Annotated in this window: 27 protein-coding genes; 22 read left to right on the plus strand and 5 right to left on the minus strand. The window is 65.9% G+C overall.

Going from position 1 to position 25815, the window contains the following annotated elements; translation table 11 throughout:
• The first annotated feature begins 4 nt into the window (after positions 1-4).
• The 14 genes from WC729_RS21840 (at position 5) to WC729_RS21905 (ending at position 10614) form a co-directional block, all read left to right on the plus strand.
• Entirely contained in the window at positions 5-1333 is a 1329-nt protein-coding gene (locus WC729_RS21840) for a FliI/YscN family ATPase (RefSeq protein WP_372856534.1), read from the plus strand.
• Positions 1326-1745: a hypothetical protein gene (locus tag WC729_RS21845; protein ID WP_372856535.1), complete on the plus strand. Its 420-nt coding sequence runs from the start codon at positions 1326-1328 to the stop codon at positions 1743-1745. The genes WC729_RS21840 and WC729_RS21845 overlap by 8 nt, the downstream gene beginning before the upstream one ends.
• Before the next feature lie 38 nt (positions 1746-1783).
• Positions 1784-2872 carry a flagellar hook-length control protein FliK gene (locus WC729_RS21850; protein WP_372856536.1) on the plus strand — a complete coding sequence of 363 codons (1089 nt, stop codon included), beginning with the start codon at positions 1784-1786 and terminating at the stop codon, positions 2870-2872.
• Between the two features lie 17 nt (positions 2873-2889).
• Positions 2890-3498 carry a flagellar basal body-associated protein FliL gene (gene fliL / locus WC729_RS21855; RefSeq protein WP_372856537.1) on the plus strand — a complete coding sequence of 203 codons (609 nt, stop codon included), beginning with the start codon at positions 2890-2892 and terminating at the stop codon, positions 3496-3498.
• A 6-nt stretch (positions 3499-3504) separates the two neighbouring features.
• The gene (locus WC729_RS21860; RefSeq protein WP_372856538.1) at positions 3505-4449 is read left to right on the plus strand and encodes a flagellar motor switch protein FliM; all 945 of its coding nucleotides are present in this window, start codon (positions 3505-3507) and stop codon (positions 4447-4449) included.
• Positions 4446-4736 carry a flagellar motor switch protein FliN gene (gene fliN / locus WC729_RS21865; protein ID WP_372856539.1) on the plus strand — a complete coding sequence of 97 codons (291 nt, stop codon included), beginning with the start codon at positions 4446-4448 and terminating at the stop codon, positions 4734-4736. Before WC729_RS21860 ends, fliN begins: the two co-directional genes overlap by 4 nt.
• 6 nt (positions 4737-4742) lie before the next feature.
• Complete coding sequence (locus WC729_RS21870) at positions 4743-4997, plus strand: flagellar biosynthetic protein FliO (protein WP_372856540.1); 255 nt, start codon at positions 4743-4745, stop codon at positions 4995-4997.
• Positions 4994-5860, plus strand: coding sequence for a flagellar type III secretion system pore protein FliP (gene fliP, locus WC729_RS21875; protein WP_372856541.1), 867 nt, complete (start codon positions 4994-4996; stop codon positions 5858-5860). The genes WC729_RS21870 and fliP overlap by 4 nt, the downstream gene beginning before the upstream one ends.
• Positions 5861-5865: 5 nt before the next feature.
• Positions 5866-6135, plus strand: a complete 270-nt coding sequence (gene fliQ / locus WC729_RS21880) for a flagellar biosynthesis protein FliQ (protein WP_372856542.1) — start codon at positions 5866-5868, stop codon at positions 6133-6135.
• The gene (gene fliR / locus WC729_RS21885) at positions 6132-6911 is read left to right on the plus strand and encodes a flagellar biosynthetic protein FliR (protein WP_372856543.1); all 780 of its coding nucleotides are present in this window, start codon (positions 6132-6134) and stop codon (positions 6909-6911) included. Before fliQ ends, fliR begins: the two co-directional genes overlap by 4 nt.
• Positions 6911-8038: a flagellar type III secretion system protein FlhB gene (gene flhB, locus WC729_RS21890; protein WP_372856544.1), complete on the plus strand. Its 1128-nt coding sequence runs from the start codon at positions 6911-6913 to the stop codon at positions 8036-8038. Before fliR ends, flhB begins: the two co-directional genes overlap by 1 nt.
• A gap of 71 nt (positions 8039-8109) precedes the next feature.
• The gene (gene fliD / locus WC729_RS21895; RefSeq protein WP_372856545.1) at positions 8110-9546 is read left to right on the plus strand and encodes a flagellar filament capping protein FliD; all 1437 of its coding nucleotides are present in this window, start codon (positions 8110-8112) and stop codon (positions 9544-9546) included.
• Positions 9543-9938: a flagellar export chaperone FliS gene (fliS, locus tag WC729_RS21900; RefSeq protein WP_372856546.1), complete on the plus strand. Its 396-nt coding sequence runs from the start codon at positions 9543-9545 to the stop codon at positions 9936-9938. Before fliD ends, fliS begins: the two co-directional genes overlap by 4 nt.
• A gap of 79 nt (positions 9939-10017) precedes the next feature.
• Positions 10018-10614, plus strand: coding sequence for a response regulator (locus WC729_RS21905; protein ID WP_372856547.1), 597 nt, complete (start codon positions 10018-10020; stop codon positions 10612-10614).
• Positions 10615-10692: 78 nt separating this feature from the next.
• Here WC729_RS21905 and WC729_RS21910 read toward each other — a convergent pair whose 3' ends face one another.
• Genes WC729_RS21910 through argH form a run of 5 tightly spaced genes read right to left on the minus strand, consistent with a single transcriptional unit; the run spans position 10693 to position 15292 of the window.
• Positions 10693-11649 carry a zinc transporter ZntB gene (locus WC729_RS21910; protein ID WP_372856548.1) on the minus strand — a complete coding sequence of 319 codons (957 nt, stop codon included), beginning with the start codon at positions 11647-11649 and terminating at the stop codon, positions 10693-10695.
• Positions 11646-12428 (minus strand): bifunctional precorrin-2 dehydrogenase/sirohydrochlorin ferrochelatase, encoded by a 783-nt coding sequence (locus WC729_RS21915; protein WP_372856549.1) that lies wholly within the window; start codon positions 12426-12428, stop codon positions 11646-11648. The genes WC729_RS21910 and WC729_RS21915 overlap by 4 nt, the downstream gene beginning before the upstream one ends.
• Positions 12413-13675, minus strand: a complete 1263-nt coding sequence (lysA, locus tag WC729_RS21920) for a diaminopimelate decarboxylase (protein WP_372856550.1) — start codon at positions 13673-13675, stop codon at positions 12413-12415. The genes WC729_RS21915 and lysA overlap by 16 nt, the downstream gene beginning before the upstream one ends.
• A 4-nt stretch (positions 13676-13679) precedes the next feature.
• Positions 13680-13925, minus strand: a complete 246-nt coding sequence (locus tag WC729_RS21925) for a hypothetical protein (RefSeq protein ID WP_372856551.1) — start codon at positions 13923-13925, stop codon at positions 13680-13682.
• Positions 13922-15292 carry an argininosuccinate lyase gene (gene argH, locus WC729_RS21930; RefSeq protein ID WP_372856651.1) on the minus strand — a complete coding sequence of 457 codons (1371 nt, stop codon included), beginning with the start codon at positions 15290-15292 and terminating at the stop codon, positions 13922-13924. Before argH ends, WC729_RS21925 begins: the two co-directional genes overlap by 4 nt.
• Positions 15293-15311: 19 nt before the next feature.
• On the opposite strand from argH, the gene WC729_RS21935 reads away from it, so the two are divergent.
• The 8 genes from WC729_RS21935 to WC729_RS21970 all read left to right on the plus strand — a co-directional run bounded on the left by WC729_RS21935 (position 15312) and on the right by WC729_RS21970 (position 25631).
• Positions 15312-15908: a TlpA family protein disulfide reductase gene (locus WC729_RS21935; protein WP_372856552.1), complete on the plus strand. Its 597-nt coding sequence runs from the start codon at positions 15312-15314 to the stop codon at positions 15906-15908.
• A 375-nt stretch (positions 15909-16283) separates the two neighbouring features.
• The gene (locus WC729_RS21940) at positions 16284-19370 is read left to right on the plus strand and encodes a TonB-dependent receptor domain-containing protein (RefSeq protein WP_372856553.1); all 3087 of its coding nucleotides are present in this window, start codon (positions 16284-16286) and stop codon (positions 19368-19370) included.
• Positions 19371-19438: 68 nt separating this feature from the next.
• Entirely contained in the window at positions 19439-19642 is a 204-nt protein-coding gene (locus WC729_RS21945) for a hypothetical protein (protein ID WP_372856554.1), read from the plus strand.
• A 59-nt stretch (positions 19643-19701) separates the two neighbouring features.
• Positions 19702-21078: an amidohydrolase family protein gene (locus WC729_RS21950; RefSeq protein WP_372856555.1), complete on the plus strand. Its 1377-nt coding sequence runs from the start codon at positions 19702-19704 to the stop codon at positions 21076-21078.
• A complete protein-coding gene (locus WC729_RS21955) occupies positions 21075-22367 on the plus strand; it encodes an MFS transporter (RefSeq protein WP_372856556.1) in 1293 nt (430 codons plus the stop codon). Before WC729_RS21950 ends, WC729_RS21955 begins: the two co-directional genes overlap by 4 nt.
• Before the next feature lie 87 nt (positions 22368-22454).
• On the plus strand, positions 22455-22844 hold the full coding sequence (locus WC729_RS21960; protein ID WP_372856557.1) for a cytochrome c family protein: 390 nt from the start codon (positions 22455-22457) through the stop codon (positions 22842-22844).
• A gap of 61 nt (positions 22845-22905) precedes the next feature.
• On the plus strand, positions 22906-24144 hold the full coding sequence (locus tag WC729_RS21965; RefSeq protein WP_372856558.1) for an iron-containing alcohol dehydrogenase: 1239 nt from the start codon (positions 22906-22908) through the stop codon (positions 24142-24144).
• Positions 24144-25631: an NAD-dependent succinate-semialdehyde dehydrogenase gene (locus WC729_RS21970; RefSeq protein ID WP_372856559.1), complete on the plus strand. Its 1488-nt coding sequence runs from the start codon at positions 24144-24146 to the stop codon at positions 25629-25631. The genes WC729_RS21965 and WC729_RS21970 overlap by 1 nt, the downstream gene beginning before the upstream one ends.
• Positions 25632-25815: the final 184 nt, after the last annotated feature.

A 25815-nucleotide genomic window follows, 5' to 3' on the forward strand; every position in this document is an offset into this window, starting at 1 on the left:
TCCGATGCTGAACCGTTTCACGACCGACTATCTCGAATCGCTTGGCATTCCCGATTTTACCCCGAGCCCGAAAATCTCCGGCCGCCTGGCGTCGTTCGACGGGCTGCTGATGGAGGCGGTCGGCCTGACCCTGCCGGTCGGCACGGTCTGCCAGGTCGGCACGCGCGGTGCGGGTGTCGAGGCCGAAGTGATCGGTTTCCGCAATGGCCGGACGCTCCTGATGAATCTCGGCGGCCCCGCGCCGCTGCTGCCGCAAATGCCCGTCCGACCGCTTGGCCCTCCGGGCGAGGCTGAAGTGGGCGCTGCACTGCTCGGCCGGGTCGTCGACGGCGCCGGCAAGCCGATCGACGGGCTTGGCCCGATCCGCGGTGCCGATCATTGGCCGCTCTCGGGCAAGCTGCAGAGCCCGCTCGACCGCGGCCGCGTGCTCCAGCCGCTCGATGTCGGCGTGCGCGCGATCAACGGTCTGCTCACCGTCGGCCAGGGCCAGCGCATCGGCATCATGGCCGGCTCGGGCGTCGGCAAGTCGGTGCTCCTCGGCATGATCGTGCGCGCCGCCGAAGCCGATGTCATCGTGATCGGCCTGATCGGCGAGCGCAGCCGCGAAGTCGCCGACTTCCTGGAGACCAAGGTCGCGGGCGCGGCGCGCCAGCGCGCCGTCGTGGTCGCGGTTCCCGCCAATCATTCGCCGGTGCTCCGTATCCGCGGTGCACTGCGCACGCACGCCATTGCCGAGGCGTTCCGCGCCCAGGGCAAGAAGGTGCTGTTGATCATGGACAGCCTTACGCGCGTTGCGCATGCCGGGCGCGAGATCGGCCTGGCGCTGGGCGAACCCGCCAGCGCGCGCGGCTATCCGCCCTCGGCCATCGCCATGCTGCCCAACCTGATCGAACGCGCCGGCACGGACGTCGCCTCGGGCGGGTCGATCACCGCGATCTACACCGTGCTCGCCGACGGCGACGACGGGAATGACCCGGTCGTGGACAGTGCCCGCTCGATCCTCGACGGGCATATCGTGCTGTCGCGGGCACTCGCCGAACACGGCGTCTACCCGGCGATCGACATCGGTCCCTCGGTCAGCCGCGTGATGACCGACATCGTCGGCAAGCCGCATCAAAAGGCCGCGCGCGTGCTGCGCCGCCATCTCGCCACCTATGAGGAGAATCGCGATCTGGTGCTGATGGGCGCTTACCGCGCTGGCACCGATCCCGCGATCGACGCCGCCATCGCCTGCCATCCGGCGGTGATGGAATATATCAAGCAGGATCCGGACGAGGTCGTGTCGCTGGCCGATGCGGTGATGGAGCTGACCGGCGTGTTCGGCGATGCCTAAGCCAGCCAAGCTCGACCGCCTGCTCCGCGTTCGTACGCTGCAACTCGGCCTCGTCCGCGCGGAGGAAGTGCGGGCGCAGGAACGCTTCGCCAGCGAATCGACGCTCAAAGGGCGCATCGCGCAACTGGCCGAGGCCGTCGCGCCCAGTTCGGACGCGACCCAGGGTTTCTCCTTCATCGCCGCCGCGCATTTCCGCGATCGGCTCCAGCAATCCGCCGAAGCTGCCGAAGGGCGGCTCCGCGCCGCCGAGCGCGTGGTCGAGCGCGCCGCCGAGGCGACGCGCGAAGCCAGGCGCGATCAGAATGCGATCGAGAAGCTGATCGCCCGCGCCGACGCCGATGCCGCGCTCAAGGCGATCCGCGAGCTCGAGGCCGCGCCGCCTACCCGAAAGATTCGGCACGATCCTTGCTGATAGCTTGAACGGCGGATTGTGCCGAACGGGATAGATGGATGATCGAGCTTTCGACCCAGATACCACAGACGACCATACCGGTTTCCGGTCCAGCCGCGCCGGGGGGCGCGGCTGGCGGATTCGTGCAGCTTCTCGCGGCCTTTCTGGACGCGGGTGCTGCCGCCGCGCCCGATGCGCTGGCCGATGCCGGATTGCCGGGCGACCGGCAGAGCCTTGCCGGTGACGGCAAGACCGTGCCCGCCGCGCCTGCCGATGACGGCAAACCGATCGATCCAGCGCTGATCTGGCTGCCGATCGCGCTGCCGATCCCCGCACCCGTCGCGCCGATCATGTTGCCGCCCGCGGGGGCGCCCCTGGCGGCTTCCGTAGCCGATCCGGCGACGCTTGCCATCACCGGCGCCTTCGTGATGGGCGATGGCGCTGCCGATCCGAAGACCGATGGTCCGGTGAAGGAAATGTCGATTCCAGGCACCGATCTTGCCGCGAAGAAGGATGCCGCCGCAGCGGACCCGCTGTCGAAGACGGTCGGCGCTGCGCCGACGCCCGCTATTTCCACGGCGCAGCCCGCCGGCCAGACCTTCGCCGCCGCGATCGCGGCGGTTCTCGCCAATCACGACCGCCCCGCGCGTGACGACGATCGCGGCGATTCGCGCGGTGTCGGCGCACTGGCCGCGACCGCTCAGGCCGAAGCCGCCGCCCGGCCGATCGTCCAGGCCATAGCCGATGCGAAGCATCCAGCGCTCGACCTGCGCGACGATCGCGGGCTGCACGGCATGATCGACCGGATCGAGATGCTCCGCGACGAGGCCAATGCCAACGACACCCGCATCCGCCTCGTCCCCGATGCGCTGGGCGGCGTCGATGTTTCGCTGCGCAAGGACGGCGATACCCTGCATGTCCATTTCACTGCCGACACCCAGGCGACCCGGACCTTGCTGAACGACGCGCAGCCGCGCCTCGCCGAGCTGGCCGACGCGCGCGGCGTGAAGCTGGGCCAGACCAGCGTCGATGCAGGCACCGGCGGCAACGCGAATCACACCCATCACCAGCCGCGCACGGCAGCCCAGCGCGCACCCGCGCCGGCTTCCGCCGCGGACGATTTTTCCACCGATCAACGACTCGCCTGAACTGAAGGAGCGCAACGATGAGTGACACCGACGACACCCAGGCCCCCAAGAAAAAGAAGAAGGGCAAGGGAAAACTCCTGATCATGACCCTGGGCCTGCTCGTGCTCGGCGGCGGCGCCGGCGGCGGCTATTTCGCCTGGAGCACCGGCATGCTGGGCGGCGGCGCGCATGCCGCCGAAGCCAATGGCCCCAAGCTGGTCCCGAAGAGCGAGCAGAAGCGCGTCAGCGCGTCCGGCGAGGGCGGCGGGCACGGCGAAGAGGGCGGCAGCACAGGCTCCAAGCCGCCGAGCGGCACGGGCGGCGAGAAATACGCGTCCAACTATTATGCGATGGAGAAGGAGTTCACCTCCAACCTCCAGGACAGCGTCCATTTCATTCAGGTCGGGCTGGCGATCTCCACGCCGTATGACGATTCGGTGATCGAGAACATCAAGACCAACGAGATCGCGGTCCGCTCCGCGATCCTGATGACGCTTGGCGACACGACCGAGGAGCAGGTGTTCACCAGCGATGGCAAGAAGCTGCTGGAGCGCCGCCTCGCCAAATCGATCAACGACACGCTGAAGGAAAAGGAAGGATTCGGCGGGGTTGGTAACGTCTACTTTACCAATTTTGTTGTTCAGTGACCGGGCATGGTTAACGGCTCTTCACCACAATCGAGCGAACGGCGGGAACGACCCCGGCAGGCGGCGGAACACGCCACGCTGGGCGTCGCCAACCTCAACCCGTTCGGCGATCTGCACACGCTGCAGCATCTCTCGGCGCGTCTCGCGCGGGGCATGCGCAGCGTGTTCGAGCCGTTGCTGCGCAAGGAAATCCGTACCTTTGCCGAGCCGCTGGTCGTCCAGCGCTTTGCCGATTACCGCGCCGAACGCCCGGACGGCCTGACTGCCTGGCTGCCGATGGCAATGACGCCGCCGACCGGCAATGCGATGATCGTGCTCGACGGCCGTTTCGTGATGGAGCTGCTCGACCTGTTCTTCGGCGGTACCGGGGCCGTTCCGCACGACATGCCGGCTGAATTCACGCCGGCGGCAGAGGCGATGATCGGACGGCTGGGCATGATGCTCACAGCCCCGCTCAAGGCCGCCTGGGAGCCGCTTGCCCGGATCGAGTTCAAGCCCGGCCATGTCGAATCGAACCCGGCCATGCTGTCCGGCCTCGACGGCGACGACGCGATGGTCATCACCCGGTTCGGCATCGCCGCCGGCACCGCCAAGCCCGTGTTCGTCGATATCGTCTATCCCGTCGCGGCGCTGAAGCCGCACGCCCCATCGCTGACCGGCAAGGTCCATGCGAAGACCGCCGAGCCCGATCCGGCCTGGCGCAACAGCCTGACGCGTGCCGTGATGGGCGTCCGCTTCCCGATCCGGTCAGTGCTGGCCGAGCCGATGGTCCCGCTGAGCGTGCTCATGGACCTGAAACCCGGCGACGTCATTCCCATCACCCTCGGCGCCGATGTGCCCGTGATGGTCGGCGGCGACCGGCTCGGCGCCGGTACCGTCGGCACCTCGAACGGCCATGCCGCCATTCGTCTCAATTCGATCTCGCGCGAAAAACTAGAGGAACTCCAATGAACGACATGACCGGCGGATTCCCCGTCGACGGGGCGCTCGCGGCCAATTTCCGGCTGCTGCAGGACGTCGACGTCAAGCTGACCGTGGAGATCGGATCGACCTCGCTCACCTTGCGCGAGCTTCTGGCGCTGGGCGAATCGAGCGTGATCGAGCTCGATCGCCAAGCGAACGAGCTGCTCGACGTGCTGGTCAACGGCACCCTGATCGGCCGCGGCGAAGTGGTGATGGTCGGCGACCGTTTCGGCGTACGCATGACCGAGCTGGTCACGCCCGAGAAGCGGGCCTGATCCGCGATGATGTGGTCCTATGTCCTCAAGCTGGTCGTGCTGCTGCCGCTCGTCTGCGGCCTGATGATCGGCTGCCTCTATCTCTGGCGCCGGCTTGAATCGCGCCTGCCCGGCCAGCCGGCCAACCGCATGATGGCGGTCAAGGAAACCATGATGATCTCGCCCGGCCTGCGCCTTGCGGTGGTCGAGTTCGAGGGGCGCAAGCTGCTCGTCTCGGTCAGCCGCAGCGGCGTGACCCTGATCGACAAGGGCGACAAATGACCGTCACCGTTACGCGCAAGGGCACCGGCCCGGCGCTGATCAGAACCGCGACGCCGCGCAAGGGCTTCTCCTGGGGCAAGCTCGCGCTGCTGCTGCTCGGCATCGTCGTCGCCGTGATGGTCGCGCATCCCGCCTTCGCTCAGGCTGCCGCGCCCGCGGTACCGCCGCCCGCGGCGCCGGGCGCCGGCGACGCAGTCGATCGTGCGCTTGGCGATCTCGGCGGCGGCAACGCGCCGCTGGCGCTGTCGCTGCAGGTCCTCATCATCATGGGCCTGCTGACGATCCTGCCGGGCATCCTGCTGATGATGACCAGCTTCACGCGGATCATCATCGTGCTCGCGATCCTGCGCCAGGCGCTGGGGCTTCAGCAGACCCCGCCCAACCAGGTGCTGATCGGCCTGTCGCTGTTCCTGTCCTTTTTCGTGATGGCGCCGGTGGTCAACCAGATCAACACGGTCGCGATCCAGCCCTATGCCGAGAGCAGGATCGGCGCGACCGACATGATCAAGAACGCGTCGGTGCCGCTGCACGCCTTCATGACCAAGCAGACCCGGGTGAAGGACATCACCATGTTTGCCGGCATCGCCAAGTCGGGGCCTTATGCCAAGGCATCCGATGTGCCCTTCTCGGTCCTGCTCCCGGCGTTCGTGACCAGCGAGCTCAAGACCGCCTTCCAGATCGGTTTCCTCGTCTTCCTGCCCTTCATCGTCATCGATCTGGTTGTCGCGACCGTGCTGATGTCGCTGGGCATGATGATGATGTCCCCGACGATGATCTCGATGCCGTTCAAGCTGCTGCTGTTCGTCCTGGTGGACGGATGGGCGCTGACCATGGGCAGCCTAGCCAATAGTTTTGTGAGTTAGCGACGATGGACGCAGATTATTTCCTCACCGTCGCCAACCAGACGATGTGGGTGCTGGCGCTCGCCGCCGCGCCGATCCTGATTCCGGCGCTGTTCGCGGGGCTCATCACCGGCATGATCCAGGCCGCCACCTCGATCAACGAGCAGACCCTGTCGTTCGTGCCCAAGCTGATCGTCGTCGCGTTCTCGATCATGATCTTCGGCGGGCTGATCCTCGGCCTGCTCAGCGACTTCACGATCGGCATCTTCGAGCGGATCCCCGACCTCGTCCGATGAGCCCGCTCGGCTTCGGCCTCTCGATCGAGCCGCAGCTCTGGGCACTCATCTTCGTGATGGTGCGTGTCGGTGCGGCCTTCATCGCCGCGCCGGTGTTCAGCGCGGTGTCGATTCCCGTCACGGTGCGCGTCACTTTGTCGGGGGCGATCGGGGTGCTCGTGCTCGCGACGCACAAGGTCGTCCCGCCCGCCGAGATCTTCGCCTTCGCGACCTTCCTCGCCATTGCCGCGGAAGCGCTGGTCGGCTTCGCGCTCGGCTTCATCCTGCAGATTGCCTTTGCCGCGCCGATGATCGCGAGCGAAATCATCGGCACCTCGATGGGCATCGGTTTCGCGTCCTCGATCGATCCGCAGAACGGCCGTTCGACCCCGGCGCTCGGCCAGTTCTTCTCGATGATGCTGACCTTGCTGTTCCTGTCGATGAACGGCCATCTCGTGCTCGTCGAGATGATCGTGAAAAGCTATGATGCGCTGCCGGTCGGTGCGGCCTGGCTGACCGCCGCGCAGCTCAAGGACATCGCCTTTTTCGGCGGCTACACTTTCCTCGCCGGCCTGCTGCTGGCGCTGCCGGTCGGCTTCCTGCTGCTGTGCCTCAATCTGATCGTCGGCATGCTGTCGCGCTCGGCCCCGGCGCTCAACCTCTTTGCGATCGGCCTGCCGACCAGCCTGGCGGTCGGCGTCGTCGCGCTGGCTTTGGCCTTCCCGGCGATGGGTGATTACATGATGGTCATCGTCATTCAGGGCCTCGCTGCCACCCAGAGCCTGGTGCTCGGCTGATGGCAGAGGAATTCGGCGAAAAGACAGAAGCCCCAACACCGAAGCGCAAGAAGGATGCGGCGGAACAGGGTGACGTCCTCCGCTCCAAGGAATTCGCGACCGCGCTGGTCATCCTGGCGGGCTGCGGCTGGCTGGCGCTGGCCGGGCCCTCGCTGATCGCCGCGTGCAAGGCCGTGATGGAAGCGAGCTTCCAGTTCGGCCGCGCCGATATCGAGGATTTCTCCCCCTTTCGTCCCCTGCTCGATTCGGGCTGGAAGCTGGCGCCGTCGATCATCTCGCTGTTCGCGGTCACGATCGTCGCCGCGATCCTCAGCCAGGCCGGCCTCGGCTCGCTCAGCTTCAACGGCACGCTGCTCGCGCCCAAGGCATCGCGCATCAATCCCGCGTCGGGGCTGAAGCGCATCCTGGGGCCGCAGGGCTGGATGGAGCTGGGCAAGTCGCTGCTCAAGGTCGTGCTGCTCGGCTCGATCGGCTATTATATGCTGATCAAGGCGTCGAAGACCTCGATCGGCCTGGTCTCCTCCGACATCAACGGCGCGCTCGGCGCACTCGGCGGCACGCTGCTGACGATCCTGTTCGTCATGGCCGGCGGGCTGGTGATCATCGCCGGCATCGATCTGCCGATCCAGATCATCCGGCTGCTCGGCAAGCTGCGCATGACCAAGCAGGCGATCCGCGACGAGAACAAGGAAAGCGAAGGCTCGCCCGAGGCCAAGGGCGCGATCCGCCAGCGCCAGCGCGAAGTGATGAAGCGCGGCATGCGCCAGGCCGTGGCCGAGGCGCATGTCGTGCTGACCAACCCGACCCATTTCGCGGTCGCGCTGCGCTACGATCGCGGGGCCGATCAGGTGCCGGTCGTGGTCGCCAAGGGGCGCGGCGTGATGGCCCTCGCCATTCGCGATCTGGCGGGCGAATCGGCCGTGCCGATCCTCGAATATCCGGCGATCGCCCGCGCGCTCTATTACACCAGCCGCGAGGGGCAAGAGATCCGCGACGACTTGTATCAGGCGATCGCGACGATCCTCGCCTTCGTGTTCGGCCTCAACGCCCAGGCCGGTGGCAGCCCGCCGCCCGTGCCGGTGCCGGAAAGCGCCCGGTTCGACGAAAACGGCGTGAAGCAGGGCTAAAAAGGGTCGGGCAGGCCTAAAGAATCACCCCCGACGGTCGTTCAATGTGGTGAAGCTTCAAGGGTAGAATCATGGCGAGCACGTCCATCTCGAGTACGCTCGGCGCCGGGTCCGGCGTGGATTTCCAGGCGCTCGCCAGCCAGCTGGTCGACGCGCAGTTCGCGACCAAGCTCAAGAACCTCACCAACAGCAACACGAAGCTCACCGCGCAGATCACCGGCATCAGCCAGCTCAAGAGCGGCATCACTGCCTTTTCGAATAGCCTGACCACCTTGGTGAAAGGCGGCTCGCTTGCCACGCAGCCGACCAGCTCGAACACGGCTTTGCTCAAGACCAGTGCGCTGCCGGGTGCCAAGCTGAACGGCTTTTCCGCTTCAGTCGAAGTACGTCAGCTCGCCGCTGCCCAGTCGGCGGCGACGGGCGCTCTCCCCAGCAAGACCGCGCCGATCGGCACCGGCATGCTGACCCTGACGCTCGGCACCGCGACCGTCGCCGATGGGGCGATGACTGACTTTACGGCGGGCAGCGGCAGCCCGATCAACATCGCGATCACTGCGACCAACAACAGCCTCACCGGCATCGCCGCTGCGATCAACGCGCGCAATGCCGGGGTCACCGCTTCGATCGTCAGCGACGCGGACGGTTCGCGGCTGGTGCTCAAGGGCAGCACCGGCGCTGCCCAGGCCTTCACGCTCAACGCCACCGAGAATGTCGGCTTCGAGGGCCTGTCGGCGCTCAACGTCGGCGTCGGCGCGACCGGCACGACGATCGGCAGCGTGGCCAAGGATGCCATCGTCGCGGTCGACGGGGTCGCGGTGAAGCGTTCGACCAATTCGATCAAGGACCTGATCGACGGCGTGCAGCTCGACCTGGTCGGCGCTTCGGTCGGCACGACGGTAACGCTCGGCAACAGCTCGCCTGCCGCCAACATCACGCAATCGGTCACCGATTTCGTCGATACCTATAATCAGCTGCTGACGGTCATCAAGCAGGAGACCGATTCGAAGACCGGCACGCTGTCGGCCGATCCGGCGGCCAAGGCGCTGACCCGGCAGCTCGCCCAGCTGACGATCACGCGGCTGGTGCCCGGCACCTCGACTGACGGACCGACCACGCTTGCCGATATCGGCATCGCGACCAATCGCGACGGAACCCTGTCGGTCAACGCGACCAAGCTGTCGGCGGTTCTTGCAAAGGATCCGGCCGCCGTCGAAGCGCTGTTCGCCGACGGCACCGGCGCCAGCGGCAATGGTCTGGCCGGCGCGCTCTCCGCGATCTCCGCCAACGCGACCAACCCCAAATATGGTCTCGGCGTCAGCGCCGACAATTATTCCAAGGCGCAGGACAAGATTGCCGAGCAGCAGGAAAAGATCACCGAGCAGGAGGACAAGCTGCGCACCCGGCTGTCGACTCAGTTCGCTCAGACTGACGCGCGCATCGCTGCCTACAAGGCCACCCAGGATTATATGAAGCAGCAGGTCGACGCCTGGAATGCGTCGAAGGGATGAAATACGCCAGCGCGCTGCGCGATCCCGACGCCACCTATCGCCAGATCGACCTTGTCGGCCGCACCGCCGAAGCGGACGGGCCGGCGCTGGTCCAGCTGCTGTACGAGGAGGCGGTCCATGCTCTCCGCGCGGCCGCCTGGGCCGCGGAGAATGAGCAGCCCAAAACCAAGAGCGACAAGGTGACGCGCGCCACCGCGATCCTGTTCGCGCTCGAGGCGAATCTCGATCACGAGGCCGGCGGCGAGGTCGCCCAGACCCTGGCGCGGCTTTATGCCGGGGCGCGGCGGATGATCATCGACGCCAGCATCGGCCATGATCCGGCACCATTCCGCGATGTCGCGTCGACGCTCGAAGAGATCGGTCAGGCCTGGCGCAGCGCGCGCTCCGCCTGATCGTGGTTGCCGGCCGGTTAACCAAATCGTGACCGGCGCGGGATAGGATCGGTCCACCAATAAAGTGGAACCTCGCCAGATGGATCTTTTCGGCAAGCTCGAATCGGTGGCGCAACGGCGCGGGCCGGTACGCACCGTCCTTGCGGTCGACGACAGCCGGACCAACCTCGCCGTGCTGGGGCGCAGGCTCGGGCATCTCGGCTATCTCACCGTGCTCAGCGACAATGGCGCCGAGGCGCTCGACCTGATCGCTGCGCGAGGCTTCGATCTCGTGCTGCTCGACATGGTGATGCCGCGCATGTCCGGCGTCCATGTCCTGACCGAGATCCGCGGCAGCCGTGACACCGCCGACCTGCCCGTCATCATGCTGACCGGACGAAGCGATCCTTCCGCGGCGGTCGAGGCGCTGGCGGCAGGGGCGGACGACCATGTTGCCAAGCCCTTCGCCTTCGAAGTGCTGGCGGCGCGGATCGAGCGGGTGCTCGCCCGCGCCCGGCGCATCGCCGAGCTGAAACGCTCCAATGCCACGCTCGATGCCCGCATCGCCGCCCGCGCGATGGAACTGGGCGAAGCGAAGAACGCGCTTGCCGCCACCCGTGCCGATCGCCAGCGGCTGATCGCGTCGATCCAGGCGCTTAACGACGAGGTCGATCGTCTCAGCTCGATGGCCACTTAAATAATTGAAATAAATAATAAATCTTAGATTCGTTAGCCTGGGAGATTCGGGACACACCGGTGTCCCATATCTCCTTCGTCAGCCGCGCCCGAACCAGTGCTTGCGCACGAAATAGATGATGATCACGACCGAGATGATCGTGCACCCGGCCGTGATCGCGTCGAATGCCCATGGCTCCTCGGCATAGGGGAGCCCCTTGACGTTCATCCCATAAAGCCCGGTGATGAAGGTCAGCGGCAGGAAGATCATCGCCGCGATCGAGATGATCAGCGAGCGGCTGTCGATCTGCTCGGCGCGAAGGTCGGTCAGCGCCTCGTGCATCAGCGCCGATCGTTCCCGGATGCTCTCAAGCTCTTCCGCCATGCGCGCGGCGCGATCGGCGGCGGCGTTGAGGTGCAGCCGGTCGTCGTCCTGCAGCCAGTCGCATGGCAGTGCCGCCAGCTTCTCGATCGCGGCGCGCTGCGGCGCCAGGAAGCGGCGATAGCCGATCGCCGCGACCCGCACCTTGGTGACGTGGCGGCGCAGCTCGAACACCTTGTCGGCGTCGAGATCGGCCTCGCAATCGTCCAGCGTGTCGCCAAGGTCGGCGACTTCGGGGTCGAGGTTGCGGGTGATCGCCGTGGCGAATTCGGCGATCAGGTCGCCGGGATCGCGAATCTGCCCGCCCTCGATCGACTCGATCACATCGTCTACCGCGACCAGTGCGCGCCGCGTGACCGAGATCACCCGCCCCCGCGTCGCCCAGATCCGCACCGAAGCAAGGGGCTCGGACGTGGGCGTATCCTCGCTCGATCGGCCGCGCAAATTGAGGAAGGCCCCATCGCCCAGCGCGTCGCAACGGGGTCTCGTCTCGGTCGCGGTCAGCGCGTCGACGATATAGTCGGGCGCCTTGGCCTCATCGGTCAGCCATGACTGGGCATGTTCGTTGTTGGTGAGAAGATGGACCCAGATCAGGTCCGCATCGCTTTCCAGCGCCTGCTTGATCTCGATCCGCTCGGCCTTTCCGTTGCAGATCCGATAGGCGAAACCGCTCATGCAAGCTCCATATAGATTGCGAGTCCCGGACCGGGCTCAACCGGCGATATAGTGCAAAGGGTCCGCACCGCATCGGCCCGGGCGCGGTCGAGGATTGCCGCCGGTACCTCGGCGCGGTGATAGACATGGTCGGCCAAGCCGAGCAGCCGCGCCTCGCCTAGGGTGAGATCGTCGGGATCGGTGGAGCGAAGGCGAATGATCACCAGCCGATCGCCGGTCGCCGCGCCGATTCCGCTCAACCACGTGGCGACTGTGTCGGCAGTGGCGGTCAGTGGATCGAGGGCGCCGCCCGGCGCAAGCGCCGCGCCGAGCGCGCGCCTGCGATCGTCGATCGTCGGCAGCTTCTGCCGGAGCGCGGCCCGCGCCCGGTGGAGTGCGGCCGCTAGGCCGCCGAGGCTCGCGGGCAGGATGGTCTCGATCCGCTGGCGCAGAGCGGCCGCAAGTCCGGCCGAGGCGCCGCCGGTGCCGATCGCGACCAGCACCGGATCACGGTCGACAATCGCCGGCAGGGTGAAATCGCACCAGTCGGGCCGGTCGACCGCGTTGACCAGGATGCCGCGCGCCTTCAGCCGCGCAACCGCCTCTTCCGCGAGGGTCTCGTCAGCGATCGCGACGATCGCCAGCGCCGCGTCGGCGCCTTCGTCGCCGATCGTCGCGCCGGCGCGTTCGAGCAGGCGGCGCTTGGCGTCGGCCGCTTCTCCTTCGCCCAGCAGGATGACCTGCCGGCCTGCCAGCCGCACGAACAGCGGCAGGCTGTGCAGGGTCACGCGGTCAGCCACTCCGGCAACCGCTCGGCGGCGATGATCGTCTCGGGCTCGATCCGGTCCGCAACCACCGCGAACCTGTCGCCATCGACCATCACCTCGGGCACCAGCGCACGGCTGTTATAGGTGCTGGCCATGGTCGCACCATACGCGCCCGCCGTGCGGAAGATCGCAAGGTCGCCGGACTTCACGGCGTCGATATCGCGCGCCATGGCGAAAGTGTCGCCGCTCTCGCAGACGGGCCCCGCAATATTGGCGATCATCCGCTCGCCAGTCGGGCGCACGGCCGCGAAGTCATGCCAGGCGTCGTACAAAGCGGGGCGGGCAAGGTCGTTCATCGCGGCGTCGACGATCACATACGGGCGGGTCACGCCGGGCTTCACCCAGATCACCCGGGTCAGCAGGATGCCGGCATTGCCCGCGATCACGCGGCCGGGCTCGAACATCAGCATGACGTTCCAGCCCCTGGTCACGCGTGCGACCATCGCGCCATATTCGGCGGGGCTCGGCGGGTTGTCGCCCGCCTTGTACGGTACGCCGAGACCGCCGCCGAGATCGACCCGCTCGATCGGATGGCCGGCTGCACGGAGCTGCGCGACCAGCTCGCCGACACGGGTATAGGCTGCCTCGAGCGGGGCGAGATCGAACAGCTGGCTGCCGATATGGATCGCGATGCCGCGCATCGCGAGGCCGGGCAGAGCGGCGAGCCGCCCGAAGATCGCCGGTGCTTGGTCGATCGGTACGCCGAATTTGTTCTCGCTCTTGCCGGTCGAGATCTTGGCATGCGTGCCGGCATCGACATCGGGATTGACCCGAAGCGTCGCATTGGCGCGGATGCCCATCCCGGCGGCGAGTCCGGAAAGCGCTTCGCCCTCCTCCTCGAGTTCGAGGTTGAACTGCCCGAGCCCGGCGTCGAGCGCGCGGAGCAATTCGACCCGGGTCTTGCCGACCCCGGAGAATACCACGTCCTCGGCTTTCATGCCCGAGGCCAGCGCGCGGGCGAGCTCGCCGCCCGACACGACGTCGGCGCCATAGCCTTCGTCGGCCAGCACCTTGAGCACTGCGAGATTGGGATTGGCCTTGATCGCATAGGCAAAATGGGCACGTTCGACGCCGGCGAGCCCCTCGCGGAACACGCGCGCATGGCGAGTCAGCGTGGCACGGGAATAGACATAGACGGGCGTACCGACGGCATCGGCGATGCGTTCCAAGGGAACGCCTTCGGCGTACATCGCGCCGTCAACAAGACTGAAATGGTCCATGAGCTCAATTCGGTGGGAGGTCGTAATCGTCGCTGCGGCGTTCCTCGGAACTGCGGAGGAGCTCGTCGCTGCGGGCGGGGCGCGCCTGGTTGCTCGGTTTGAGCAGTTCCTGGGCAGTCGGCGGTTTCTCGGCGCCATAGGGCGCGATCGGCAAGGCCTCGCCCTTTTGCGGTTTCAGGTCCTGCCGCGCGCCGCAGCCCGACAGGGCCATGGCGGCCAGGGCCGCCCCCAGGAACATGGCACGTTTCATGATCCGCCTTCCTTCCTCGCGGCCGCGATCGCGGCCCGTACCCGCACCGGCGCGGTGCCGCCGAAACTGGTCCGGCTGGCGACCGATGCGTCGACGCTGAGCACGTCATAGACGCGTTGATCGATCCGCGCATCGATTGCCTGCAGGTCGGCCAACGGAATCGTATCGAGCGCGATGCCCCGCTCTTCCGCGAGCTTCACGGCGCGGCCGGTGATGTGGTGGGCCTCGCGGAACGGCACGCCCGCTTCGCGCACCAGCCAGTCGGCCAGATCGGTAGCGGTCGAGAAACCGGCCTCGGCCAGACCGCGCATCCGCTCGGTGCGGAAGGTCGCGCTCTCGACCATGCCGGTCATTGCGGCGATGGACAGGCCGAGCAGGTCGTGCGCCTCGAACACCGGCGGCTTGTCGTCCTGCATGTCCTTTGAATAGGCCAGCGGCAGGCCCTTCATCGTGATCATCAGCGCGGTCAGGCAGCCGATGATCCGCCCCGAATGGCCACGTACCAACTCAGCGGCGTCGGGATTGCGCTTTTGCGGCATGATCGACGATCCGGTCGACCATTGGTCCGACAGCGAGACGAAGCCGAACGGCTGCGACGCCCAGAGGATGAACTCCTCGGCAAGCCGCGAGAGATGCAGCGCGCACTGCGCCGCTGCGGTCAGATATTCGATCGCGAAGTCGCGGTCGGACACGCCGTCGAGCGAATTGCGCATCGGCCCGTCGAAGCCGAGCGCCGCCGCCGTCATCTCCCGGTCGATCGGAAAGCCGGTGCCGGCAAGCGCCGCGGAACCGAGCGGCGAGCGGTTCATCCGCGTGCGCGCATCGGCGAAGCGGCCGCGGTCGCGCGCGATCATCTCGTGATAGGCCATCAGATGATGGCCCAATGTCACTGGCTGCGCGCTCTGCAAATGGGTGAAGCCGGGCATCACGCTCGCCGCATGCTCGTCCGCGCGAGTCAGCAGGGCCTGCTGGAAATGCGCAAGGCCGGCATCGACCGCGTCGATCGCGTCGCGCACCCAGAGCCGGAAATCGGTCGCGACCTGATCGTTGCGCGACCGCGCGGTGTGGAGCCGGCCGGCGGCCGGGCCGATCGCCTCGGCCAGCCGCGCCTCGGTCTGCATATGGATGTCTTCGAGGACCAGATCCTCGGCGACGCCGTTCGTCTCGTAATCGGCCGCAACCCGGTCGAGCCCGGCGACGATCGCGGCGATATCTTCGGCCGAAACGATGCCCTGCGCGCCGAGCATTGCGGCATGAGCCTTCGATCCGGCGACATCCTGTTTCCACAGGCGCTTGTCGAACGGGATCGAGGCATTTATCTCGCGCATCACCGCTGCCGGCCCCTCGGCGAAGCGGCCGCCCCACATGGCATTGGATCGGTCCGACATGTCCTTCCGCTCGACGATCGTCTCTCTCCTGGCCACGGGGCTGCTGATCGGCGGCTGCGATAGGCAAGTCTCCGCGCCGGAGCAAGCAAAGCCCTCGCCCGCCGTACCGGCAACCGCCGCGGCGCCGACCGGCCCGAAGGAAGGCGAGAAGGTCGTGGTCGACACGATCGGCGCGCTCGACCGCAGCCACAAGGGCGAAGCCGCGCCGGCGGTGGTCTTCCAGGATCCCGCGGGCAAGCCAGTGACGATGGCCGTCTTTGCCGGCAAGCCGGTGCTGCTCAACCTCTGGGCGACCTGGTGCGCGCCCTGCGTTGCCGAGATGCCGACGCTGGATGCCCTGGCGAAGGACATGAAGGTGGTTGCCGTTAGCCAGGATCTAGGCGGCGCGGAAAAGGTCGCACCCTTTTTTGCCAAGACGGGCCTCAAGCAACTCCAGCCCTATCTCGATCCCAAAGTGGGGCTCAGCGTTGCGCTGAATGCCGAGTTGCCGACCAGCATTCTCTATGATTCGACCGGTCATGAGGTGTGGCGGATGACCGGCGGCATGGACTGGACGACCGGAAGCGCCCGTGAGTTGCTCGCCGAAGCGCACTGAACCAGAGGGGCAGTCGTCTGCTCATTGATCGCAAAAAACACTGGTGATTTCGTTGCTCCACGTGCGCTCGCGCGTGGAGAGGAGCCTCCTGTAGCGCCGCCGTTTGGCCCTTCCGCCGGATAGGGCCGAATCCGTGCTATTTTTGCACCAGCACCGGAAGCACTGACCCGCCCCGGGCTACGCACCCCATCGACTCGCTTGACGACCGTCCGAACCGCCCGTAGGAATGCCGCAATTCCCGATCCTATATCATATCAAATCATAAATAAGATCGGATCGGGGGTTGAGAGGATAACCAGTCTGAAAGGGGGAACGGGGATGCGATTCTCGTCCAAAATCAAAGTAAGCGGTTCCGTGATTGCGTTGTCGGCGGCGATGGTTTTCGCGCCGGGTATCGCCTTCGCGCAGAGCACGCCGTCGACCACTCAAACCACGCCGGCTCCGGCCGAAGACACCACGCTGCCGCAGGAAACCCTGACGGACGGCTCCGCGGCCGATCTCGGCAAGGACATCGTCGTCACTGGCACCAGCATCAAGGGTGTCGCGCCGATCGGGTCGAACCTCGTTTCCGTCGGTCAGGCGACGATCGAGAAGACCGCGCCGATCAACGTGTCGCAGCTCGTCAACACGGTTCCGGCGATCACCACCTCTGGCTCATTGGCCCAGGGCGAGAATGCCTATTCCTATTATTCGCCGCAGATCCACAGCCTCGCCGGCTCGTCATCGAACACCACCCTGGTGATCATGGACGGCCTGCGCCTGCCGGGTGGTGGTACGCAGTTCGCCCAGACCGATCCCAACATCATCCCGATCGGCGCCGTCGAGCGCGTCGAGGTTCTCGCCGACGGCGCGTCCTCGGTGTACGGTTCGGATGCGGTCGCGGGTGTGGTCAACTTCATCACCCGCCGGACCTATGACGGTCTCGAGGTGAATGGCCGCTACGGCTTTGCCGATGCCTATCACAATTTCGACATCAACGGCATCTGGGGCACCAAATGGGATACCGGCGGCGTCTATATCGCCGGGTCGTACAGCAAGGGCAGCACGCTCTTCAACAAGGACCGGCCGTTCGCGAGCCTGGGCGATTTCCGCCCGGTCGGCGGCACCAACACCAACAGCTTCGCCTGCAGCCCGGCGACGATCCAGGTGACGGGCGTCAATGGCCTGCCGGCTGCGCCGTCGGGTGTTTTCCTGTCGCCCAGCGCGACGAGCACGGTGGCCAACCAGTCGGTCAATGCACCGTGCAACAACTCGCTCTATGGTGTCCTGGTGTCGGGCCAGTGGCGCGCCAACACCATGATGAAAGTGTACAACGAGTTCGGCGACAAGTTCCGCATCACGGCGATGCTGAACTACAATATCCAGAAGACGAATTCGCCGAACAGCCCGGGCACGCTCACCAACGCCACGGTTTTCCGTAAGACCGACGATGGTCTTGGCAACGCGAACTCAGTCATCGGACGGGGCATTTGCGGTCCGCTCGACGCGCTGGGTCGCTGCACCTATCCGCAGGCCAACCCGTTCTTCGTCGCGCCCGCGGGCGCCGCGAACGCGTATCAGGAATCGATCAGCTATCTCGCGCTGCGGGACGACGGCAACTATGGTTACGGCGAGTCCGAGTCGGACTCGATCTACGCCACCTTCGTCGCCGAATATGATCTGAGCGATAGCTGGACCGTGAAGTTCAGCGACGCGTTCGGCCGGAACCGTTCCGCGCTGAACACGATCGACGGTTTCTGCACCTCGTGCGCTCTTCTCGCGCTGAACGGGACTGCCCAGACCACCGGCAGCACCACGACGAGCGACGTCGCCGGTCAGAATGTGATCGCGCTGAACCTGCCGCTCACCGCAGCCAATGCGCTCGACGTCTGGAATACGGGTTCGGCCAATCGCACCTCGCAGGCGGTTCTCCGGTCGCTCTACGGGTCGGACTCGCAGAACACGAACTTCAACACGTTCAACCAGATGAAACTCGATTTCCAGGGCGGCGTGTTCAACCTGCCGGGCGGCGAAGTGAAGATCGCGTTCGGCGGCGAGCATTACTGGGCTGACGAAACCCAGAAGATCAATGGTTCGAACGGCACGGGCCCGTCGGTGACGGGTGCGACCTTCCGCCAGTATATGTACGCCCGCACGGTCAACTCGGCCTATGCGGAAATCGTCATCCCGGTGATCTCACCCGACATGGAAATCCCGTTCTTCCGCAAGGTCGATCTGGATATCTCGGGCCGGTATGACAGCTATAGCGACGTCGGGGACACCACGAACCCGAAGTTCGCGGCGAACTGGGAAGTGTTCGAGGGCGTCAAGCTTCGCGGTAACTATGCGACCGCTTTCGTGGCGCCGCCGCTCGCGGTGATCGGCGATCCAAGCCAGGGCTATCTCTATGCCTCGGGCAGCGTCGGACAGCAGAACGGCGCGATCGTCGTCCCCGTCGCCAATTACGTGAATGTCAGGGACGTTCCCAACGCCGTCATCACCGGGACCACGACGCCGTGCTCCACGGTGAGTGCGACGAATCCGGGATCCACCACCTGCTCGATCGGCGCCAGCAATAATTTCGGTCTGCGTCGTCAGCTTGGCGGCGGTTTCTCGAACATGGTGCCGCAGAAGGGTACGAGCTACTCGTTCGGTCTCGATCTGGCGCCGCGCTTCATCCCCGGCTTCACGGCGGCAGTGACCTGGTTCCACAACCAGTTCATCGGTGGCGTGAGCTCGCCAAGCCCGACGGCGATCGTGAATTCGGCCGGTCTGCGCAACCTGCTCCAGATCTATCCGACTGGGGCGACGCAAGCACAGATTGACGCGTTCGCGAATCTCGCGAACGGAGCGACGATCTCCGGCGCGGTTCCAGGCACGGTGTATTTCACCCTCGACCAAAGCTCGCGCAATGCGCTCAACCTGACCGTGGAAGGCATCGACTTCCAGGCGTCCTATCGTACCGCGATCGGTGATTTCGGTAACTTCACCGTCGGCATGAGCGGCACCTACTTCACGAAGTTCCGTCAGAACTTCGGTGGCGGTACCGAGTTCAGCATCCTGAACACCTCGGGCTACAACACGACCTTCCCGTCGGTTCAATACAAGCATCGTGCCCAGCTTGGTTGGGAATTGGGCGGCATCTCGGCCGACCTGTTCTGGAACCACACGGGTTCGTACCGGAACTGGATCAGCACCTCGGTGATCCCGATCACGACGAACTCGGTCGGCAACCCCACTGGGGGGGGCGACAAGGTCAAGGCCGACAACACCTTCGACCTGCACCTCCAGTACACGGTCAAGAGCGAAGGCATGTTCAACGGCTGGCAGGCCTATGTCGATGTGAAGAACCTCTTCGACACGGATCCGCCTTTCTACAACGGCAACACTGCAGGCATCATCGGCGGCGCCTGGGGTTACAACGGCTTCGTGTCGAACCCGCTCGGGCGCCAGATCGCGGTGGGGCTGCGTACGAAGTTCTGATCCTCCTCTCCCGCCCGTCCCTTCGGGGGCGGGCGGGCCTTTTCTCTACCAAGCGGAACAAGACGGTCATGACGATCAGCAAGCGGGAACGGATGCGCAAGGGGACACTCCCCGGCGCCGGCCTCGCGGCCGCACGACCTCCCGCTCGACCGGATTCCATCTCGAATTTCTCGCCTGCGCTCGCCCTGAACGGGGCGGGGCTTGGCGACGGCTGCACGGCGGCCTTTCCCATCATGCCCGATCGCGGCCTGTCGCTGGCTTCGGCCAGGTGATGCCGATGGGGACAAGAAAACGGACGGCAAACGTCCGGGACAATGAAGGAGCGGGTCGTATGCGTACTTGTAGCTGGATGAGTGTCGCGGCGCTGATGGCGGGGGCGCTGACCGCGGCGCCGGCCATGGCGAAGACCGTGGCGCTTTCGCACTTCACGCTGATCGATGGCACCGGCCGCGCGCCGGTGAAGAATTCCGCCATGATCATCACCGACGGCAAGATCAGCTGGGTCGGTCCGGCCGCGAAGCTCAAAGCGCCGGCGGGCGTCCAGGTCAGGGACCTGACCGGCAAATTCGTCATGCCCGGCATCATCGACAGCCATGTCCATCTCGGGCTGGTCGACGGCATCACCCAGGATCTGAAATATTATACCCGCGAAAGCGTCGAGCGGCAGCTGAAGCTCTATGCGGCCTACGGCGTCACCTCGGTCCAGGTGCTCGGCACCGACAAGGATGAGATTCATGACATCGTTCGCGATATCCGCGCCGATCCGGCGGGCCGGGCGCGTGTGTGGACGGCCGGCCGCGGCGTGGTGTTCAAGGGCAGCTATGGCGGTGTCGTCGGGCTTCCGGCCCAGGTCGCGACGCCCGCCGAGGCGACCGCGATGGTCGACCGCGAGGCAGCCAAGGGCGCCGATTTCATCAAGCTGTGGGTCGATGACGAATTCGGCACGATCGCCGAGCGAATGCCGGCCGATATCAGCACGGCAGTGATCGCTGAGGCGCACAAGGACGGCAAAAAGGCCGTCGCCCATGTCTTCTATTACGACAATGCCAAGGAACTGACCCGTGAGGGCGTCAACGGCTTTGCGCATTCAGTGCGCGACCGCGCAGTCGACGCGCCGTTGCTGTCGGCGATGAAGGCGAAGGGCGTGTGGCAGATCGCGGCGACGCTCAGCCGCGAGGCAAGCTTCACCTATGATCTGCTGCCGTTCGTCGATGATCCCTTCTTCTCGCGCGGCGTGACGCCGCAGGTGATCGCCGACCTCAGGAATCCCGAGCGGCGCACCCGCCTGTCCTCCTCGCCGACCTTCCCGAAATATCCGGCGGTCCTGAAATACGCGATGGAGAATTTCGGGCGCGAGGCAAAGGCCGGCATTCCCTACGGCATGGGCACCGACAGCGGCCCTTCGGCGCGCTTCCCGGGCTATTTCGCGCATTGGGAGCTTGAGCTGATGGTCAAGTCGGGCATCACGCCGCTCCAGGCGCTGACCGCCGCGACCGGCAGCAACGCGAAGTTCATGGGCGCGACCAATGTCGGCACGATTGCACCGGCCAAGGCTGCCGACCTGCTCGTGCTCGACAAGGATCCGACCGCCGACATCCGCAACACCCGCGCGATCGATAGCGTCTATCTCGCCGGCGAACAGGTGCCGACGATCTGGCAGACCTGCACCGGGCGCGCCGCCGACGCCTGCACCGGCGGTCCGAAGTGATCGACGCCCAATCAGGCGTGCGGGCACCGCGCCCAACCCTCGTCCGGCACAAGGTGCTGTGGCTGACGGTGCTCGCTTATCTGATCACCTATATGGACCGGGTCGTCATCTCGACGGCGGCTCCGTCGATCCAGAAGGAATATGGCTTCCACGACGTGACGATGGGCTGGATCTTCGGCGCCTTCTCCATCTCCTATGCGCTGTTCCAGATACCCGGTGGCTGGCTCGGCGACAAATTCGGGCCGCGCCGCGCGCTGACGGGCGTGGTGCTCTGGTGGTCGACCTTCACCGCCGCGACGGCGCTGACCTGGTCGGCCGGGTCGATGATCGTCACCCGCTTTCTGTTCGGCATGGGTGAGGCGGGCGCCTTCCCGATCGCGACCCGCTCACTCTCGCGCTGGATGCTTCCGGCCGAGCGTGGCTGGGCGCAGGGTCTGACTCATGCCGGTGCCCGGCTCGGTGGCGCAGTGACACCGGTGTTCGTTGCGCTGCTGATCGTCGATTTCGGCTGGCGCGTGCCGTTTATCGCCTTCGCGGTGGTCGGCGTCGCCTGGGCCTTGTTCTGGTTCTGGTTCTACCGCGACAGCCCGCGCGAGCACGCCTCGGTCAACGAGGCGGAACGCGTGATGATCGAGGAAGCGCTCGGCGAAGGCCGCACCAAGGCGAGCGTGCCATGGGCGAAGCTGCTCGCCCGGCCCCAGCTCTGGCTGCTGTCGGCGATGTATTTCTGCTACGCCTATTGCATCAACATCTTCCTGACGTGGTTCCCCAAATATCTCCATGACGCGCGCGGTTACGACATCGCGCTGATGGGCCTGTTCGCCAGCCTGCCGCTGATGGCGGGCGTGGTCGGCGACCTTGCCGGGGGCTGGTTCTCCGACCATCTGGTGAAGCGCGGGCGCGGCCTGTTGTTCGCGCGGCGCTGGGTGTCGGTGGTCGGTTTCGCGATCGCCGCGATCATGATCCCGCTCGCGACGGCGTCGGACAGCCACATCGTCAGCATTGCCTGCTTCTGCCTCGCGCTGTTCGGCCTCGAGCTGACGGTCGGCGTGTCCTGGGCGGTGACGCTCGATATCGGTGGCGAGTTCGCCGGATCGGTCTCGGCAGTGATGAACACCATCGGCAACCTCGGCGCCTTCGTCGCGGCGACGCTGACTGGCTATATCGTCTCGGCGAGCGGCTGGGGCGCTGCGTTCGGCGTGCTGGCGGGCCTGTGCGTGGCCGCCGCGCTGCTGATGTTCACGATCGACGCGTCGCGTCCGCTCATCCCAGAACCTGCGCATGAATGAGCGGAGCGGGGGCATGCGGGGGCGCGTCGACGGCAATGACAATTGGCTCGGGACAGGGGTTGTAATCCTGTCCCCAGGAGGGTCGAAATGAAGTATCTTGTAGGTCTGACAACGTTTGTCATGATGGGGGGCGCGGCGGCCGCGATTTCGGCCGCACCGCCGGGGAATGCCGTGAACGGTGCCGTGATCTTCAAGAAGTGCGCTTCGTGCCACAGCGTCGATCCGTCGGGGAAGAACGGCCTCGGCCCCAATCTGCGCGGCGTGGCCGGGCGCAAAGCGGCGATGGTCGCGGGCTTCACTTATTCGCCTGCGATGAAGGCGTCGGGCCTGGTCTGGAACGACCAGACTCTCGCCCGTTTCCTCGCCGGCCCCCGCCAGGCGGTCCCGGGCACCAAGATGATCTTCATCGGCCTCCCCAAGCCGCAGGATCAGGCGGATGTGATCGCCTACCTCAAGCAGAACAGCGCGAAGAAGTAACCCTGATGCGTATCCCCCCACTCTCTCGTTCGGCAGGCATATAATGAACATTTTCGGCGCCATGCGTCTCCCCCGCTCGGTCCTGTTCGGCGTCGGTCAGCGCCGAGCCATCGGCAAGGTGACCGCCTCGCTCGGCAAGCGCGCGTTGATCTGCACCGATGCGCGTCTGGCCGCCGATCCGGCGTTCAGGACGATGCTCGCCGATCTCGAAGAGGCCGGGGTCGAGACTCATGTCTATGACCAGACCCAGCCCGACCTGCCGGTCGAATCGATCCTGGAATGCGTCGAGCAGGTCCGCGGCTTCACCGCCGATGTGGTGCTCGGCATCGGCGGCGGCAGCTGCATGGACCTGTCGAAGGTCGTCGCGGTGCTGCTCGCGCACGGCGGCAACATCAGTGACTATTATGGCGAGTTCAAAGTGCCCGGCCCGGTCCTGCCGCTGGTCGCCGTGCCGACGACATCGGGTACCGGTTCCGAGGTCACGCCCGTCGCCGTGGTCTCCGACAATGCGCTGGGTGCCAAGGTTGGCATCGCCAGCCCCCATCTCATCCCGATGGCGGCGATCTGCGATCCGGAGCTGACGATCACCTGCCCCAAGGGCCTCACTGCCTGTTCGGGTTCCGACGCAATGACTCATGCGGTCGAGGCATTCACCGCGCTCGCTCGTCCGATCGATGCGATGCTGACCCAGGACCATGTCTTTGTCGGCAAGAACGCGTTGTCGGACCATTTCGCCAAGCTCGCGGTGAAGTGCGTGTGGGACAGCCTCAAGACCGCTTATGACGATGGCAGCGACGTGGCCGCGCGCGAGCAGCTGATGCTCGGTGCGCTCGCCGCCGGCTGCGCGTTCGGCGTGGCGGGCACGGCGGCGGCGCATGCGCTGCAATATCCCGTCGGCAATCTGACTCACACGGCGCATGGCGACGGGGTTGCGGCGCTGCTGCCTTATGTCATGCAGTTCAACCGTCCGGCCGCAGTTCCCGCGTTCGCCGAGCTTGCCCGTGTCGTCGGCCTGGGGTCGCCCGACGACAGCGAGGACATGCTGTCCCAGCTCTTCATCGACGGCATCGCGGACTTGTTCGCGTCGGTCGATATTCCCACCTCGCTCAAGCAGCTCGGCCTGGCCGAAGACATGCAGGAATATGTCGCGGAGAACGGCCTGAAGGCGCAGCGTCTGATCAAGAACAACCCCCGTCCCCTCGATCTCGACGCGATGCGCAGCATCACCGGCGCCGCTTATGTCGGCGACCGCTCGCTGTTGCTCGATCGCGTGAATCAGAACCTCCAAAAGGCAGAATGATGGACTCTCTGAATAGTTACGCAGCCCCCGCCGCCGGTGACCATGAAGCGCCGTTCGATGTCCCGACCGATCTGCTGATCGGCAATGCCTGGGTCGAGGGCTCTGCCCGCGGCCGCATCGAAATCGTCAATCCCTCGACCGGCGGCGTGCTGACCGCCATCGCCGACGGCACGGTCGAGGACGGTATCGCCTGTGTCGACGCGGCCGAAGCCGCCGCCGCCGCCTGGGCCGCGACCGCGCCCCGCGCGCGCGCCACGATCCTGATGGCGTGCTGGGAAAAGATGATGGCGAATGCCGAATGGCTCGCCCAGCTGATCAGCCTGGAAAATGGCAAGTCGCTGCCCGACGCGCGCGGCGAAGTCGGCTATGCCGCCGAATTCTTCCGCTGGTATGCCGAGGAAGCCGTGCGCATCAACGGCGAGTTGTCGATCTCGCCCGCGGGCAACAACCGTATCCTGGTCCAGTATCAGCCGATCGGCATCTCGCTGTTGATCACGCCGTGGAATTTCCCGGCGGCGATGGCGACGCGCAAGATCGCGCCGGCGCTGGCGGCGGGCTGCACCGTCATCCTGAAGCCCGCGGCGGAAACGCCGCTGACTGCGCTCGCCGTCGCGCAGATCATGCTCGAGGCGGGCGTTCCGGCAGGCGTCGTCAATGTCATCAACACCAGCGATGCGCCCGGCGTGTGCCGCGCGATGCTGCACGATCCGCGCGTGCGGAAGCTCAGCTTCACCGGGTCGACCGAAGTCGGCCGCATCCTGCTGCGCGAATGCGCCGACCAGGTGCTCAGCGCCTCGATGGAGCTGGGCGGCAACGCGCCGTTCCTGGTGCTCGACGATGCCGATCTCGATGCGGCGATCGAAGGCGCGATGGTCGCCAAGATGCGCAACGCCGGCGAGGCCTGCACCGCGGCGAACCGCTTCTATGTCCAGCGCGGCATCTATGAGGCGTTCACGCAGAAGCTGGTCGAGAAGATGGGCGCGCTGAAGGTCGGGCCGGGTTATGAATCGGCGACCGAATGCGGCGCGATGATCAACCAGGAAGCGATCGACAAGATCGAGATGCTGGTCGAGGACGCCGTGGCGAAGGGCGCGCGCGTCCTGCTCGGCGGCAAGACCCCGCATGGCGACGGCTTCTTCTACCCGCCGACGGTCATCGCCGACATCCATCCGGATTCGGAGATCCTGACGACCGAAGTGTTCGGCCCGGTCGCGCCGATCACCCTGTTCGACGATGTCGAGGACGCCATCCGCCTCGCCAACGCCACCGAGTTCGGCCTGGCCGCCTATGTCTTCACCGGCGACCTGAAAAAGGGCCTCGCCATCTCGGAGCGGATCGAGGCCGGCATGGTCGCGCTCAATCGCGGCCTGGTGTCGGATGCGGCGGCGCCGTTCGGCGGCGTCAAGCAGAGCGGTCTGGGTCGCGAAGGCTCGCACCACGGCCTGCACGAATATACCGAAGCGAAGTATATCGCCGTCAGCTGGTAACGGCTTTCAGCGGATCGCAAAAACGGCCGCTCCCGAAAGGGGGCGGCCATTTGGTTTGTGGGTGATCACTCCAACCGTCCTGCCGGACTTGTTCCGGCATCCACCGTTCCGCAGACTCCCAGCTTTCGGATTTGCGGCACCGTAGACCCCGGAACAAGTCCGGGGTGACGGAGGAAGCAGAGTG

The sequence above is a fragment of the Sphingomonas sp. genome, assembly GCF_041661825.1.
Taxonomy (GTDB): domain Bacteria; phylum Pseudomonadota; class Alphaproteobacteria; order Sphingomonadales; family Sphingomonadaceae; genus Sphingomonas.